Genomic DNA, 16,305 nt, shown 5'->3' on the forward strand with positions numbered 1-16,305 from the left:
TAACCATTAGATAGAAAAGAGTTAAGCACAGAGCTTGTACTGAACATTTTTAAATACAGATTTGTCTGGCGACCATAGTGCTGTAGTCCCACCTGTCCCCATTCCGAACACAGAAGTGAAATGCAGTTACGCCGATGGTAGTGCAACGTACGATTGTGTGAGAGTAGGTCATCGCCAGGCTTAATTTTTCCTGACAAAGCCCGCTGAGTATGAACTCAGCGGGCTTTGTCGCATCTGCACTTCCCACAAATCCCACCTCATCCGGGCCGGTCTGGCCCTGCGGTCCAGCCCGTCCCGGGCAGCAGCTACGCTGCAGCCATCCATACCCTCATCCTGATAGCTTCTGTTACTGTATATAAAGCATGCATGGCATCTCAGCTCAAGCATCAAAGCATTGAGTCGGCCTCAGCTTAACCTCATCGTACAGCATCCCATCCCATCCCATCCCATCCCATTCCATCCCATTCCATCCTATCTGTTCTTCCCACGCTGCTGGCTGCGGCTGCGGCTGCGGGCGGTAGCAATTGAGGTTGTCGGGGCTGGGGCACCTGGCGCTGAAATCACAGGCGAGTGCAGCCCTTTTGCTATAATGCCCATATTCTGATGAATATCATCAGTATGCTGCTGTGCCCGCCTTGGGGCAGCGGCCTTGCGATATCCCCTGATTATTCAGCTTATTTGCAGCTGAATCAGCATATGCTGTAACTGCTGACTGCTGCTGGAATGGCTCTGCCGCGTTGCCGCGTCTGCTGCTTGTGGTATCAGCTGCTGCTGACGGACAGCCGGGCTCCGGGTAAAGAGGGCTGCAGCGCAGCCAGGTCATCATGAGACGGATCTGTGCTGTGCAGTGCTTTGCCGTGCCGTGCCGTGCCATGCTGAGCTTATGTATGTGGGGGGTGGTTATGGTCCGGCATTGTGAGAGGGCGACTTGGGAATTTTTCAGCCTTATACCTACAAGCAGAGAAGTATTCTGATCCTTCTGCCGCTGATGATGCTGGCTATCTGCACCTGGGCTTTAAGTCCGGCTACCTCTCCGGGGCTCGATGCAAGTCAGCGCGAGGTGCTGCTGCTGACCGCACGTATCTTCTTTCCTGGCCTCTTTGTCATTGCAGTGGCCATGGTGGTGCCTGCCTTTGACCGGGTCTTTCAGCTGGCAACGGTAACCACTGTCTATGTGCTCTCCCTGATGTTACTGCCGGCTCATCTGCCGGAAATTCTTGACAGCCCCATTGTGTGCGTGCTGATGGCAGTGTCGTCGCTGCTGGCGCTCTTCCCCTATGACTCAATGGAGGAGGACGGCTTTAGCAACCATACAAGGCGCATGATTGTTACCCTGTTCTTCGTGGCAGGGCTGCCTCTGAGCACCATGATTTCCGTATCTTTCATTGTCAGGCAGATTGATGTCTTCGTGCTCTATACCATGGAGGGGACCTTTGGTGACGGTCTGCTTTCGGTAATCTATGTGCCTCTTTACATACTGCTGCAGTCTCTGGGCATGCATGACTTGCTGGGCAATCTGGTCTCTGTAAGCTATCACAGCCGCATGGTTACCTCTTTTGTTAACACAGTCATTGTGTGCAATATCTTCGCTCTGCCAGCCACCATTTTCTTCAGATCACTGTTTACCCGCTCCCACGTCAAACTCTTTCTTACCTTGCTGGTAGTAATCTGCATTATGACCAGCTCAATAGGCACCTGCGTCTCACTGACGCTGCTGTTGCTGCTTATCTTCTTTCCGGGAGCCTTTGGTGCCCTGCTTATAACAGGCATGTGCTGTTTCCTGCTTTCGTACTACATGCAGATACCGGCCATTACTACTGTAGAAAACCTCTACCTGCCTGATCTGAACTACAACGAAGCCCGCAGCTTCTTCAGCATGGATAACAGCAATTTCGGAGTGCTGGTCGGCTTTGCAGTACTGCTGCCATGCGTGATCATTGAGCTTTCCATGGTACTCAAGCGTGACAGTATTCTGGACCGCCGCCGCAAGCTGCGTAACATAGCCACCGGTTATGCTCTTAACGCCAACAGTTCACCGGAGCTGGTGCTTCTTGCATGGCTGCGCGCCCTTGGGGGTATCAGTAATATTTCCGATGTTGAGGAGGATGGCAGCTGGCTTTATATCCAGGTTGTCAACATGGATCTGGTGTCCCAGACCACTCTCAACTCGCTGGTGCCCAACAAAATGCTCATAGACAGTGTGAACAAGCTCTACCTGTGCGATGTAGGTGACCAGAGCCGTTTTCTCCACCAGCGTCTGAGCAAGTTCATTGAAAACAACTATGCTCAGGGCGAGAACGAGGTTCCGCTGAGTACTCCTTTTAAAATCGAGCCAATGCCATACATTCACGATAACGGCTCCTAGCATCGCGCCAGCAGGCCTGGGCCCGGTATGTCCAGACGGCCGCCCGGTTGCATGCACGGCAGGGGCGGCAGCGGCAGCCGGGGCTGCAGGGGCAGCCCGAACAGATTTTTCATTCAGGGCCCGGACGGGCCCTTACTTTGAGGTTTATATGACTACAGATCAGCAATGGAAACAGGTTTCCCTTATCACCGATGGTGAGAAGTCAGAAGAGGTTTCCGATATTCTGTTCTTTCTGGGAGCAGTTTCCGTAACCTTTGAGGACGCTAAAGACGATCCTGTTCTGGAGCCAAAACCAGGTGAGCAGCGCGTCTGGCCTAATACCCGTGTTATTGGACTGTTTGAGAAGGGTACTGACACCGATCCTGTAGTTTCCTATCTCTCGCAGCTTTATGGCGACCACTATCCAATTGCTGCCCATGATCTTGAGGACAGAGACTGGGTACGTGCCTGGATGGAAAACTTCAAGCCAATTAAGTGCGGCAGGAATCTGTGGATTACCCCTTCATGGTGCACCATCGAAGAAGGCATCAGCGTAGTGCTTGATCCTGGTCTGGCTTTCGGTACCGGCTCACATCCTACTACTCACATGTGCCTTGGCTTCCTTGACTCCCTTGGCGATGAGTTAAAGGACCGTGAGGTAGTGGACTTTGGCTGCGGATCAGGCGTGCTGGCCATTGCCGCCCTCAAGCTTGGTGCTGCCCGGGCCTACGGTATCGATATTGACCCTCAGGCCATTCTGGCCAGCCGTGACAACGCTCAGCGCAATGATGTGTCTGATCGTCTTGAGCTTTTTGAGGGTGACAGCAGTGGCGTGCCTCAGTGTCCTGTTGTAGTGGCCAATATTCTGGCCGGTCCTCTGGCTGAGCTTGAGCCTGTGATTGCCTCTCTGTGTGCCCCGGGCGGCCGCCTTGCACTGTCTGGTATTCTTGACAGCCAGGCTCAGGAAGTCATCGACGCCTACTCAAAGGACTTCACCATCGACTACACAAAGAATGAAAAGGAGTGGGTACTGATCGCTGCAACACGCAAGCAGTAATCCTCCCGACCGCACCGGCTGCTGCCGGTCTGTCACTTGCCATGGCAGTGCCATGGTCTGTGTGCCATGGCCTGGGGCCATGGCCGACATGGAACATGTACGGCGAGGGTCATGGCCATAGCCATATCTGGGGCTCTGTTCTGAAACGGGACAGGGCCCTCGTTATTTGTATCAGTCACTACCATGTGCTCTGATGGTCAGATAACATGAAAGCATTGAGGATAGTCAGAGCACCATGTACTCGTACAGATACGGTTAACAGCTGTAGTTCTGGCGCTCCAGATGGTGCCCGCAAAAGGAAACAGATCAGTGAAAATCAAGATTCTGGTACTTAACAGTGACAGTCTGGCTGCCCAGTCTGTAAGTGATAACCGCATCAGTCACGGCTTCAGTCAGAACAGCAAGTCAGGCACTGCAGGAGATATGCTGCAAGGCTCTTCATATAACCGTCTGCTGTCCTTGCCTGCCATGCTGGCCCGACAGGTGCGCTTTGCTCTTGATGATGTCTGTCAGGTGCTCTGTCAGGCACCGGGAGCTCCAGAGGATGAGCCTGATGCCGTGCATAAGGCCAATGACAACTCGGCTGCTTCAGACAGCCGTGTGCTTGCTGCAGCCAGCTTCATGGACAGCTGTGATTTCTACACCCTTGATGAGGGGGCTGATCTGGACTGCTCCTATATTTGCAGCCATTTTGATTTCATCTTCTTTTTCTTCCATACCCACATTACCAGACAGCTCTGTCTCAACGAGTCACTCATTGCCCTGCTGACCCGTGAGAACTGTCCGCCTTTCATGCTCTTTAATGTTCAGACTCAAAGCTCACTGTTAAAAGAAATCTCTGAGGGCTCAGACAGTTCTTACAGTGGCAGCAGCCATGCCTCCTTGCTGCTTGAGAAGATTATGCCTTCTGCAGTGTCAGTGTGGCTGGTAAGTCCTGAGGTCCAGGAGGGCCAAAGCTGTGGTAACCATGAGGCATCTGCAGCTGCGCCTGCTGCAGGTGAGAGCTTTGCGGCTGCTGAGGATTTTGCTGAGTTCTACAAGAAGCTGGGCATCAGCGCTGCAAGGATGAAAGAGGGCCTCAACGGCTATCTGAGCTTCAACCGAACCGCCAGCTCGATAAGCTTTAACAGCACTGCTGCTCTGTTAAGCGGCTGGCTCAAGTGGAATGAAAGCCTGTCAGCAGGCTCTGATGAGTGCAGCGCAGACAGGCATGACTGTCAGGATGACCCGGAATGCTGCCCGGACTGCAGCTGCAGCGGCGGCAGCACCGGCGGAGCTGCAGGCGCAGCAGGGGCCGGGGCGGCTGCCTGCAGCGCCAGTCGCAGGCCTGAATATGCCCAGGTAAGACAGCTTGCTGATGATACTGATGCCATGGCTGGACTTTTTGGCCCTCAGGGCCGTCCTTTTACTCTGGCTGTAAGCTCGCAGCTGCTGGTACGCAGTCTTGCCTTTGGCATCAGTCCATGGGGTGCATCACTGTTAAGACGGCTTCGTGACCTCTGGCCTCAGGCCCGTATTGTGGTGTTCATGGGCAGCAGCTGGTATTCATGGGTCAACTGCTTTGACAAAGATACGGTTATTTCCGGAGCCACTGAGAGTCTGCTCGAAAGGGGCCTTAAGGGTATGGCCTCTGGCAGCTGCGGGGGCAAAGGCATAAGGGGCAATGGCGTCAGTGCTAAAGGCGTCAGCGGTAAAGGCGCTGTCAGTGCCGGATCAGCTGTTACCGGGGCACTCAATCAGGCTGTTTTTGAGCTTATCAAGACAGAGCTTTTCAAAGCCCAGGAAGACCTGCCTCCTTTCCCTGAATGTCTTGATGGTGGCTGGTACAACGCCGCCATGCATCGCAGATGTAAGCAGTATGCTCAGGTAATCGATGATTGCATTATTGATTATCAGTACAGTGATTTTGCCTCGCTTAACATTGACCTGATGATAAGTGACAGTGTCTTTGAGCAAATCATTGCTCTTGGTCATGGTATTGCCTGTCTGGGACTGAGCATTGATATGGACCGCTCAGCCTCCATGTCCATGGAGGACTTTGCAATCTTCAACGCAGCCTCCCTGGACTTTACTGATATCAACCTGCCTCTTGCCATGTCCATGTATCCTGCCTTGCATGACAAAGGCCTGATGCGCATGTTCAATGAGGTAGGGCACTATGGCGCGCCAGGAGCAGAGCCGGGCAGTGCCGGACTGCACCTGCCGCAGCTGAGCCTCAGAGGCATACTTGAAAAGGGGCCTGAATGTGAGCTCAGCCGTCTTGCATCGAACTTTGATTACACAGCAGTTAACGTCCTTACCGATCTTATGGTGCGCCAGAGCGCGGCTGTAATGGTGGACATGGCCGCTGCCCATACCGCACGCAAGGGTACTGATACAGTCCCGGGCATCAGATACCCTGGCAAACTGAGCAGGGCTGAAAGCGTTGTTGCCCAGACAGAATACGGGCTGCAGGTGGCTCAGCTGTCCAATTACACCAGCTCTCAGCGCTATCAGGTGCAGTGGGCCTTCCTGCAGTACCTGGCTTTGATTACCAGCGCTGCATTGAGACCTGACATTGTCAGTTCCACTGCCTTGCAGGCTGATTTGAGCAGGGTCTCTGTGCCTGCTTTAAACAGAGATCATGGACTGTTCGTCAATCAGGAAGCATGCATTCTCAGCTTTGGCTGCTCGCGCGGGCAGGAGGCCTGTGAGCTGTTAACTCTCTTTAATAATCAGTGTGTACGCGGCATTGATATCAGCCCTGATGCTATTGCCAGTGCCCGACAGATGGCAGTAAATCTCGCAAGTGATCCCAAAGATGCTGTTAAGTATGCCGGCTGGGTCCGCAGTGCTCAGGATGCTGCCCTGCTCAAAGACGATAACATGCTCCATACTTTTGCCGTTGATGTTGCTTTCAATGGCTTTAAGGGCAGTATGGCCTTTGCTGATTCTCAGGAGTTTAAAAACTGTATTCTTAAGAGCATGAACGAGGATCAGCAGGCCAGAATAAAAGGAATAGAACCTGACATAAACGAAAGAAGGTTCAACATGGTAACTGCCATGACTGTGCTGTGCCGTCATCCTGATACTGTAGGTATGAAAGACTGCAGCAGTATTTATCCTTTTGCCCAGTTTGACAGTCTGGCAGGTTACCTGGACAGTCTGGTCCAGAAAAACGGTCTGCTGTGTATCTTCAACGCCAACTACGCTTTTGAGGACAGCAGCGTAGCCGGCAAGTACATAAGACTGTTCCCATTTGCACGCGATGTAAGGATCACGGCCATGCATGACAGCGTTACTGCTGCACAGGCCGGTAAGAGTCTGCTTGCAGCTGCAGGGGAGAGCAGCAGTGGCATCAGTGAGATCTGTCTGCCTGAGTCTCTGGTAACCATGCTCAGTCAGGCCCGTGCCGATGAAATTCATGGCTATGTCAGCCGCTTTGACTCAGATTCCCAGGCTGCAGGTGATGCTGACAGAGGCACAATCTTCCTGAAAATCTCCGACTGATCGTCACGCATGGCGCTCATGCGCCTTGACAGCGGCTGCTGCCTTGCGCGCGCCAGAGCGGCGGGGCGGCGGGTCTGCGCCCAGGCGCCGCAGTGCACTGTCGGCGCAGGCAGCTGTGAGGCTGCATGGGCGGGCGCCTCCTTGTGATACTGGTCAGTTGAGCTTATTTGCTTTGGGGCAGGGCCAAAAGGCTGCTGCCCCTTATTTTTCCGTGGCGGTCACGAAACGCTGTTGTGCCGGTGTGAAAATGCCGCCAGGACATGCAGTCCTTGCCTGGTGATAAGAAAAAATGGGCTATAATGTTAGACCCCCTGAACAAAATGTTTCAAGTGCAGCCGGACAGGAAGTGCCGTCTGCAGGCAGCCGTGCATGTCAAGGTGTCTTTAGTGAAGACCGCGCCTGTAAATGAGGCTTTTTCATACAGGCATATGACATGAAAAACATTTTGCAGGCTGATATCAAGGGATACTTCAGTTGACAGTCTTGAGGAGAGCTGAAAATGGCCAGAATTAGACCTCGTGAGCGTGCTGCAATTATTCAGTCACTGCGCGCAGGCGTTACCCCCAGAGTAGGTCTGGAGCATATACAGGTAGGCCGCGTAAACGAAGTTAAGGCCATGATTGAAGAGCTCGAGCGAGTCTGTAATGGCGGCAGCACCTTCAAGGTGGTAGTAGGTGACTTTGGTGCCGGTAAGAGCTTCTTTTTACAGCTGGTGCGCTACCTGGCTCTGGAAAAGGGCATGGTGGTGGTCAATGCTGATCTGGCTCCGGATCGCCGTCTGCAGGCATCAGGCGGTCAGGCCCGTTCTCTTTATCAGGAACTGATGCGCAACATGGCTACCCGCGCTCACCCTGAGGGCAATGCCATTGTTCCGGTAATCGAAAAGTTCATCACCACTCAGATTACCGCAGCTGAAGAAACAGGCGAGAGCGTTGAGAGCGTGATCAAAAAGCGTCTGCACTCCCTGTCTGAGCTGGTAGACGGCTTTGACTTTGCTCAGGTAGTAGCCCGTTACTATGAGGGCTATGACACCGGTAATGACGATCTCAAGCAGTCTGCTATCCGCTATCTGCGCGGTGAGTATGCCACCAGAACTGAAGCCCGCAGCGAGCTGGGCGTTCGTGGCATTGTTACCGACAGCTCCATTTACGATCACCTCAAGCTCATGGCCCGCTTCGTCTGTCAGGCCGGCTACAAGGGCCTGCTGGTCAACCTCGATGAGATGGTAAATCTCTACAAGCTGCCTTCCTCACGCTCCCGCAGTGCCAATTACGAGCAGATCCTGCGCATCCTCAATGACTGTCTGCAGGGAACAGCCGAAAACATCGGCTTCATGCTCGGTGGCACCACCGATTTCCTGTGCGATACCAGAAAGGGCCTGTACAGCTACGAAGCTCTGCGCTCCCGTCTTGCTGAAAACACCTTTGCCGAGATCGCCAACGTGGTCGATTACCACGGTCCTGTGCTCAAGCTTGAAAACCTCTCTCCAGAGGAGCTGTTCGTACTGTTGAGCAATATCCGTAACGTCTTTGCCAATGGTGATGAGTCCAGGTATCTGCTGCCAGATGAGGCTCTGACCGCATTCCTGCGTCACTGCTCTCAGAACATTGGTGAGTCTTACTTCAGAACTCCACGTAACACTATCAAGGCCTTTGTTGATCTGCTCTCCGTTATCGAGCAGAACCCTGAGATCAAGTGGGAATCCCTGATCTCCGGCATTACCCTGGAAAACGAGCTTGATCCGTCCCTGGTAACTCTCAACCAGGGCCACGGCTCTGTGAGCAATGACAGTAATGACGACGACGAACTGGTAACCTTCCAGCTCTAAATTTCAGCGCAGCTGCAGGCCAGCTCCTGCTTTGATGCTGCCCATTCAGGCCCACTCAGGGACTTCATAAGGGGACCTGCGGTGGGCCTGATCGTTTACGCTCACCATCTTTTCAGTCCTTATTTCCATCACCGCATATCTTGCGCTCACCACCTCAGGCCAGCAGGGCGTGGCCCGGCACCGGGCCTGGCGTGGCCTTGCACCAGACCAGGGGCAGGCCATGGGCCCGGCCTGCTGGCGCTGCACCTTGACCTTGCCCATGAGTCAGGCCTTAGCCTTACTTCGGGGCGGGCGGTGTCGGCTGCACTGTGGGCCTGTGTGGTTTTCAAATTTCAGGGAGGCTGTCATGGCCGATCAAGATTATCTGGCAATGCTTCACCCTCTAATCTGCCGCTGGATTGGCAGACAGGGATGGAAAGATCTGCATCCTATTCAGAAAGCGGCTATCAGGCCGGTACTGGAGCACAAAAAGGATGTCATCATCTCAGCCTCGACAGCCTCTGGTAAAACCGAGGCTGCATTTTTGCCTGTGCTTACCTGGATTAAGCAGCACGAAAAGAAAATCAAGGGCGTATCAGTTCTATACATCAGTCCGCTCAAGGCTCTGATTAACGATCAGGCCCGCCGTCTTATGGACATGGCAGAGCCTGTGGGCATCAAAATTACCCCATGGCATGGTGATGTGGCCGTCAACAGAAAAAGCGGCCTGCTTAAGGACCCTTCAGGTATAGTGCTTATCACCCCTGAATCTCTTGAGTCTCTGCTCATCAATCAGAAATCAATCTTTCAGGAAGCATTTGGGGATCTGAGCTATATCGTTATCGACGAGTTCCATGCCCTGATGGGCAAAAGCCGTGGTTATCAGCTGCAGTCCCAGCTGCACCGCATTGAAAACCTGATTAACAAGATTCCGGTGCGTATAGCCATCTCAGCTACTTTCTCCCGTGACATTGGCTCTGTGGCCTCCTATCTGCGTGCCGGTAACAGCTCCAACACCGACTGCTGTCTGGTAACTGCATCATCCAATACCACTACCGCCCTGGCGGTTAAAATTCTGGGCTACAGCATTCCCAAGACTCTTGAGCAGGAGCCGCGTCTTATTACTCCGGTTATGCATGCTCAGGCCATTGAAAAAGTAGCTGCCGATATCTACCGTCTGCTGCGCGGCAAGAACAATCTCGTGTTCACCAATTCACGTGCTGATACTGAGCAGCTGGCTACCACTCTGCGTGATCTCTGCCATCGCAATATGGTGCCTGAGGAGTTCTTCCCTCATCACGGCTCGCTTTCGCGTGAACTGCGTGAAACTCTGGAGCACCGTCTGCAGGACGGGCGCATGCCGACCACGGCTATCTGTACCTCAACTCTGGAGCTGGGTATCGATATTTCCGATGTGCAGTCCATTGCCCAGTTTGCTCCGCCTGTAACAGTAGCCTCGCTGCGTCAGCGTCTGGGCCGCTCTGGCCGCCGTGACGGTACAGCTGTACTGCGCCTGTTTATTCCTGAGTACGATCCGGCTATCAACCGCCTGTCCTCCATGCTCTGTGAGGACACTGTGCTCAGCGCTGCCACAGTAAACCTGCTGCTCCAGCGCTGGTATGAGCCGCCACTTGAAAAGGAGTACGGCTTTTCCACTCTGATTCAGCAGACTCTGTCAGTCATTGCCTCCCATGGCTCAGCATCGGCAAGCAACCTGTATGCGCTGTTGTGCCGTACTGGTCCTTTTGGCATGACTACACCGGACATGTATGCCCGTCTGCTGCGTGAGCTGGGCAAATACGATCTCATCATTCAGATGCAGGACGGTACCCTGACCCTTGGTCTTGAGGGCGAAAAGCTGGTATCCAATTACGAGTTCTTTGCGGCCTTTAACAATAACAGGGACTACCGCATCGACTTTGAGGGCAAGACCATTGGCCGTATTCCGCTGTTGAGCACGCTCTCTGAAGATGAGACCTTCCTTTTTGCTGGAAAGGCATGGCGCGTTATCTACTTTAACGAGCACAAGCGTGTCATTGGCGTAAAGCCAAGCCAGTCCAAGACCAGCGGCCTGCCTCTTTCAGGTGTGGGCGGTCAGGTGCATGATGCCATTCGTGAGGAAATGCACCGTATCTACATAACAGGTGAGGCTCCTCCATGTCTGGACAGAGTGGCCCGCGAAAACTTTGAGCAGGGAAGAGCCTGTTTCTTCCGCTATGAGCTTGATAAAAAGGTAATGGTGACAGGCCCGGCCGGACTTGCGCTGTTTCCATGGAAGGGTGATCGCATTCTTGAGACTGTGGTGTTGCTGCTCAATCGTCACTCTATTGATGCCAGCCGCAACGGCTCCCACATTGAGCTTGAGTATGCCAGCCTCAATAATCTCAAGACTGCAGTTAGCGCTATCCGTGCCGGAGGCGCCGTAGAGCCTCAGGAGCTGCTCAAGAAGGTGAAGAATCTGGACTGGGAGAAGTTCAACTGCTATCTGCCAGCCGATCTCAAGTACATCACCTATGCCCATACCCATCTTGATATGGATGGAGCGCTGGCCTTCTTTGACCGCCTGGCCTCCGAGCTCTGAGACGTCATGGCAGCCGGCCCGGCTGGCTGGCCAGCAGGCCTGCGGGCAGGCGGGCCTGCACCGCACAGCTGATGCTGTGGCGGGGCGGGCGCTGTCAGCAGGGGAGCGGCCCTTAAATAAGCGCTTATGTAACTGTTTTTTTCACTGACTATGGCAAAAGCCGCAGGATGCGGAAAAATGTAGTATTTTAGCCCCTGGTATCATATGCCTGTCAGGTAAGCCGCACCTGGAGCAAATGAGTATCCTTGCTTAACCGGCTGTCAGGCCGCACGTTGATCCGATCGAGATAAGATTCGGGAAGAGGTTTTAATGCAGATCATTAGACGAGCCAATGTTGACGACTCACACCTGAACACCCTGGTGTGTGATCCGGTGCTGCGCCAGATCCTTGCCCGTCGTGGTGTCAAAAGCCAGGATGATCTTGAGGTAGGTCTCAAGAACATTTTCCCGCCTGATCGTCTTACCGATATCGACAAGGCCTCGACCATCATTGCCCGGGCCATTATGGACAAAAAGCGCATCATGATTGCCGGCGATTACGATATCGACGGCATGACCGGTACCGCTCTGGGCGTGCGCTGCCTCAAGGCATTTGGTGTCAATGAAAACCTCATTACCTACTACGTGCCCTCACGCTATGCTGACGGCTACGGTCTTAATACCCGCATTGTCGAGCGCGCCATTCACTCGCGCATTGACCTCATTGTGACCGTTGATAATGGCATTACCGCCTTTGATGCCGTTGCCCTGGCACGACGTCATGGTATCAGTGTGGTTATTACTGACCATCATGAAGTGCAGGCCACTCTGCCTGATGCTGATGCCGTGGTTGATCCTAAAAGACGTGATGACACCTTCCCGTCCAAACATCTGTGCGGTGCCGGAGTACTCTTTTATGTCATGAGTGCCGTGCGCTCCCGTCTTATTGAAATGGGCTATTACGCCAGTCTCAAGGATTCTCCAAGTATGGGCCAGTTCCTTGATCTGGTTACTCTGGGTACCATTGGCGATGTCATGTCATTTGATACCAACAACAGGCGCATTATCAAGGCCGGTATGAAGCGTATCAGCAAGGGCAAAAGCATTCCTGGCATTCAGGCGCTGCTGAGCTACCTAAAGGTAGATCCGGCAAAGATCAGGGTCAAAAACATCTCCCATGAGCTCTGTCCGCGCTTTAACGCTGCTACACGTATAAACATTGCTCAGAATCCGGCCATTCTCAATCTGACCAATGACGACTTCAATCTGGCCATGCTCTTTGCCCGTCAGCTCGATCTGTGCAACAAGCGCCGCATGGACCATGAAAAGATCATGATCAGCCGTGCCCTCGCCCTGTACAAGGAAGAGCGCCTGAGAGCTCAGGAGCTGCGTGCCGCCATGAGTGCAGACAGCAGCAAGAGCGCTGACGCCGGTACCGGCACCGACGGCCTGAGCGCCGCCGCCACTGCAGGCGCCGACGGAAATGCAGGAGTGCCTGGCATGGCGGGAGCCCCTGACATGGCCATGCTGCGCTCAGCAGCTGCCGAAGCTGACCGCATTAATACCAATGACCGTCTGATTTACTCAGATGCCGATGACATTGCTGATGCCTACAACAGCTTTGATCAGGCCGTAAGCCTGTCCATGGCTCAGGATGACGGCATTGTTCTGTACGATGACTCTTTCTTAAAGGGCCTGTGCGGACTGGTAGCCAACCGTATCAAGGAGCGCTACAACAAGCCATGCATTATCTTCAGCTCCGACAATGCCGCCTTTGATGACAGCAATATCAACCTCATGGGCATCATCGACAACAACGGCTCCTCAGTGCCACCGGCTCTGCAGATGCCTGCAGCTGATGCGGCCGCCGCTGCAGCCGGTGCCACCAGCACCACCTGCGCAGCTGCCGCAGCAGCCGGTGCCACCAGCACAACCTGCGCAGCTGCCGCTGCAGCCGGTTCCACCGGTACCACCGGAGCAGCCGCTGCAGCCGGCGACGATGGTCTGGACAGTGATGAGGACGTGCTGGAGCCGGGCCTCAAGTCCAAAGTCTTTGGCGCTCAGGAGGAAGTTCCTGAGAATGTGGGCATGAGGGTAAGAAACTCGGCCAAGCTGGTTTCAGCTGCCTCGGGCATTATGCCGAGCATGACCAGTGATCTCTTTGATGATACTGAGCATTATGAGGACGAGGGTGACATCCCGCTGGTAGGATCGGCCCGATCGGTTAAGGGTACCGATCTCATGAAGGTATTTGCCCTGATTAAAGAGCAGGATCCTGATATTTTCCTTACCTGTGGCGGTCATGCCGTAGCAGCCGGTGCCTCTATCCGTACCCGTGATCTGGAGCGCTTCAAAGTACTCTTCAGTGCTGCCTGCGCCCAGTGCAGGGGGGATGCTCAGCAGGAGGAGTCAGTAGTAAGCGAGTGTCTGCTGCCTGATGCCTATCTGTGCCTTGATTTTGCCCGTGATCTTGAATACTTCGGCCCATGGGGCAAGGACTTTGAGGAGCCGGTATTTGACGGCGAGTTCCTGGTAGACAGCGTCAACATATTGCGCAACCGCCATCTCAAGGTCATTCTGCGCTCACCGGGCAACCGTGTGGTCGAGGGCATCAAGTTCAGAGCCAATGCCAAAGAAAAGGCCATTACCGAGGGCTCACGTGTTCGCGCTGTCTATACCCTGGGTATAGACCGTTACATGGACCGCGAACGTCTCCAGCTCTACATCGACGCCATCGAGCCGTTCTAGCCCGCTGCCGTCGCCGCAACCTAGCGCCGCTGCAGCCACCTGGCTGCGCCTGCCGGCGCTCTGCCAGTCAGCCCGAAAACAGCAAAGCCCTGATATGTCTTACATATCAGGGCTTTGCGTTATGTGAAGGCCAGTCAGGGACAATGCAGGTCATGGCTCTGCCCTGCCAGGCCTGGTCAGGGGCCGGACATGGACCTGAATTGCCGGCTATGCGCTCTTAACTGGAGCTCTTGCTCTTGTTCTGAACCTTCTCGTTAAGGCGGCGCTCGCAGTACATGGCAGCACCGATGATGCCGGCCAGGTTGAGGGTCTCAGCAGGGATAACGCGGGCTGATCCTACGCTTAAACGATCAGAGAACTTATCAAACTTCTTGGAGGCGCCACCGCCCAGGATAAAGAGATCTGGCTGGACCAGGAATTCGATACGGTTTAAGTACTCATTAAAGCGCTTGCCGAACTCCTTCCACTTGAGGTCGAGTTTTTCACGGGCAGAATCGGAGCAGTAACGCTCGGCATCATCGCCATTGAGTATGATGTGGCCCATTTCAAAGTTTGGCAGAAGCTCGCCCCTGAAGAACATGGCGGTACCAAGGCCGGTGCCGATGGTGACGATAAGCACCTTGCCCATCTCGTTACGGCCGGCGCCAAAGCACATTTCAGCAAGGCCGGCTACGTCAGCGTCATTGGCAACGTATACATCGGTACCGAGCTCTTTGGAGAGCATGTTCTCAACATGAACATTAACCCAGCTCTTGTCGATGTTGGCAGCAGTAAGTACTACGCCATTGATAACGCGGGCAGGGAAGCCACAGGCTACAGGGCCCTTGTATCCAATGGTTTCTACCAGCTCTTTAATGGTTGCGGCCACGGCCTGAGGAGTGGACGGCTGTGGGGTCTTAATACGGACACGCTCAGTTAAAAGCTTGCCGGTAGTGGTATCAACCACAGCGCCCTTGATGCCGCTGCCACCGATGTCTACACCTAATAATTCCATCTTGTTTTCAGGGAACAGTTCCGGGACCTGCAATGGTGCTGATCTTTACCATAAAGCCCGCTGTAACGGGGATCACCATGGCCATTACGGCTGCAGGGACTGCATCCCTCTCCTGTTAAATCAGTGTTGTTCCAGGCCACAGCTCTGCAGGACCACCTGAGGGCACGTGACTGTATGTGGTGAGATGACCCTTGCAAGGACTTAAGCTGCACTGTGCCCAGCCTGCCGCAGAGCTCAGTGAGGCACTGTGCCCAGCCTGCCGCAGAGCTCAGTGAGGCACTGTGCCCAGCCTGCCGCAGAGCTCAGTGAGGCTCCGTGCCCAGCCTGCCGCAGAGCTCAGTGAGGCTCTGTGCCCAGCCTGCCGCAGAGCTCAGTGAGGCACTGCGCCCAGCCTGCCGCAGAGCTCAGTGAGGCTCCGTGCCCAGCCTGCCGCAGAGCTCAGTGAGGCACTGCGCCCAGCCTGCCGCAGAGCTCAGTTATGCACAGCGTGCAGCACGGCAGGCTTAAGGTTATGGCTGATGCCACCTGGCAGAACCTGAGGCACGGCTGTGTCAGTATTCATCTTGCAGGGGTGATTTTAATTATATATTTACGGACCGCCTTTGTATGTATGGCGCTCTGTGCAATCAGTACTCTGATCACAAAAACAGACAAAAGCCGCTGACTTGCAACGGTCGAACGTCCACGTGCACGCAAATCGCTATTATCATGTTTGTGAGCGTCTGGTAAAAGAGTGTGCTGCATGGTGACAGTACAATAAACAGGAGAAACATGCTGTTGCTGTGTGCACTGCTGTCAGGCCGTACCGTACAGTGAATTTCACGGTGTTAAGGGGCGGGCGCTCTTGAGGTGTAAGAGCTCCGGGGCTTGTCCGCAGGCTGCCTGGGCGCACTTGCCATGGTTTTTGCAAAAACTGGCACTTAATATGCTCATACTAAATGATCAGGCATGGTTCTGACATCAATTAATGCCTGTATGAGCACACAAACTCAATTGTTCTTTAGGTTAGAATCTGAAACATGGCCATGCACGACCATAATATGGCCCGTATGGTGTTCCTGTTACATGCAGGAGGCCCTTTCAGTTTAAACAACAAGTTCAAATACTGACCTTCATTGAAAGATGCAGGTGATTTTCAAGGCACATCCCGCAGCGGCGGCCCGGCTTCCCGGCTGCCCATGCGACAGCCCATGCAGCAGTGCAGCAACCACAGCTGCAGCTGCCAGGGCAGCACGGCAGTAGCCGGGCCGCAGCATTTGAGGACTGCATTGCAGTCAGCTGCCCGTGGCAGGCAGATGTGCAGAGG

General features: G+C 54.1%; 7 protein-coding genes and 1 rRNA gene. 7 read left to right on the forward strand and 1 reads right to left on the reverse strand.

The genetic code is table 11. The annotated features are described in order from the left end of the window. Window positions 1-64 precede the first annotated feature (64 nt). The 7 genes from rrf (at window position 65) to MXE39_RS04035 (ending at window position 14,005) form a co-directional block, all read left to right on the forward strand. Window positions 65-180: ribosomal RNA gene (gene rrf, locus MXE39_RS04005) — 5S ribosomal RNA — on the forward strand. Window positions 181-928: 748 nt separating this feature from the next. Further along, complete coding sequence (locus MXE39_RS04010) at window positions 929-2,365, forward strand: hypothetical protein (RefSeq protein ID WP_246977534.1); 1,437 nt, start codon at window positions 929-931, stop codon at window positions 2,363-2,365. 148 nt (window positions 2,366-2,513) lie between these two features. Further along, window positions 2,514-3,401, forward strand: a complete 888-nt coding sequence (gene prmA, locus MXE39_RS04015; RefSeq protein WP_246977533.1) for a 50S ribosomal protein L11 methyltransferase — start codon at window positions 2,514-2,516, stop codon at window positions 3,399-3,401. 309 nt (window positions 3,402-3,710) lie between these two features. Then, a complete protein-coding gene (locus MXE39_RS04020) occupies window positions 3,711-6,890 on the forward strand; it encodes a class I SAM-dependent methyltransferase (protein ID WP_246977532.1) in 3,180 nt (1,059 codons plus the stop codon). 499 nt (window positions 6,891-7,389) lie between these two features. Beyond that, window positions 7,390-8,718 (forward strand): ATP-binding protein, encoded by a 1,329-nt coding sequence (locus MXE39_RS04025; RefSeq protein ID WP_246977531.1) that lies wholly within the window; start codon window positions 7,390-7,392, stop codon window positions 8,716-8,718. A gap of 346 nt (window positions 8,719-9,064) precedes the next feature. Then, complete coding sequence (locus MXE39_RS04030) at window positions 9,065-11,278, forward strand: DEAD/DEAH box helicase (RefSeq protein ID WP_246977530.1); 2,214 nt, start codon at window positions 9,065-9,067, stop codon at window positions 11,276-11,278. Window positions 11,279-11,587: 309 nt separating this feature from the next. Beyond that, a complete protein-coding gene (locus MXE39_RS04035; RefSeq protein ID WP_246977529.1) occupies window positions 11,588-14,005 on the forward strand; it encodes a DHH family phosphoesterase in 2,418 nt (805 codons plus the stop codon). Window positions 14,006-14,222: 217 nt separating this feature from the next. On the opposite strand, the gene ppgK is transcribed toward MXE39_RS04035, so the two are convergent. Further along, a complete protein-coding gene (ppgK, locus tag MXE39_RS04040; RefSeq protein WP_246977528.1) occupies window positions 14,223-14,999 on the reverse strand; it encodes a polyphosphate--glucose phosphotransferase in 777 nt (258 codons plus the stop codon). Window positions 15,000-16,305 lie beyond the last annotated feature (1,306 nt).

Origin of the sequence: Anaerobiospirillum sp. NML120511 (assembly GCF_023050955.1) — a bacterium.
Taxonomy (GTDB): domain Bacteria; phylum Pseudomonadota; class Gammaproteobacteria; order Enterobacterales; family Succinivibrionaceae; genus Anaerobiospirillum.

Coding starts and splice junctions, on each gene's coding strand:
- ppgK (WP_246977528.1), bottom strand. CDS start 14,999: ATGGAATTATTAGGTGTAGACATCGGTGGCAGCGGCATCAAGGGCGCT.
- MXE39_RS04035 (WP_246977529.1), top strand. CDS start 11,588: ATGCAGATCATTAGACGAGCCAATGTTGACGACTCACACCTGAACACC.
- prmA (WP_246977533.1), top strand. CDS start 2,514: ATGACTACAGATCAGCAATGGAAACAGGTTTCCCTTATCACCGATGGT.
- MXE39_RS04030 (WP_246977530.1), top strand. CDS start 9,065: ATGGCCGATCAAGATTATCTGGCAATGCTTCACCCTCTAATCTGCCGC.
- MXE39_RS04025 (WP_246977531.1), top strand. CDS start 7,390: ATGGCCAGAATTAGACCTCGTGAGCGTGCTGCAATTATTCAGTCACTG.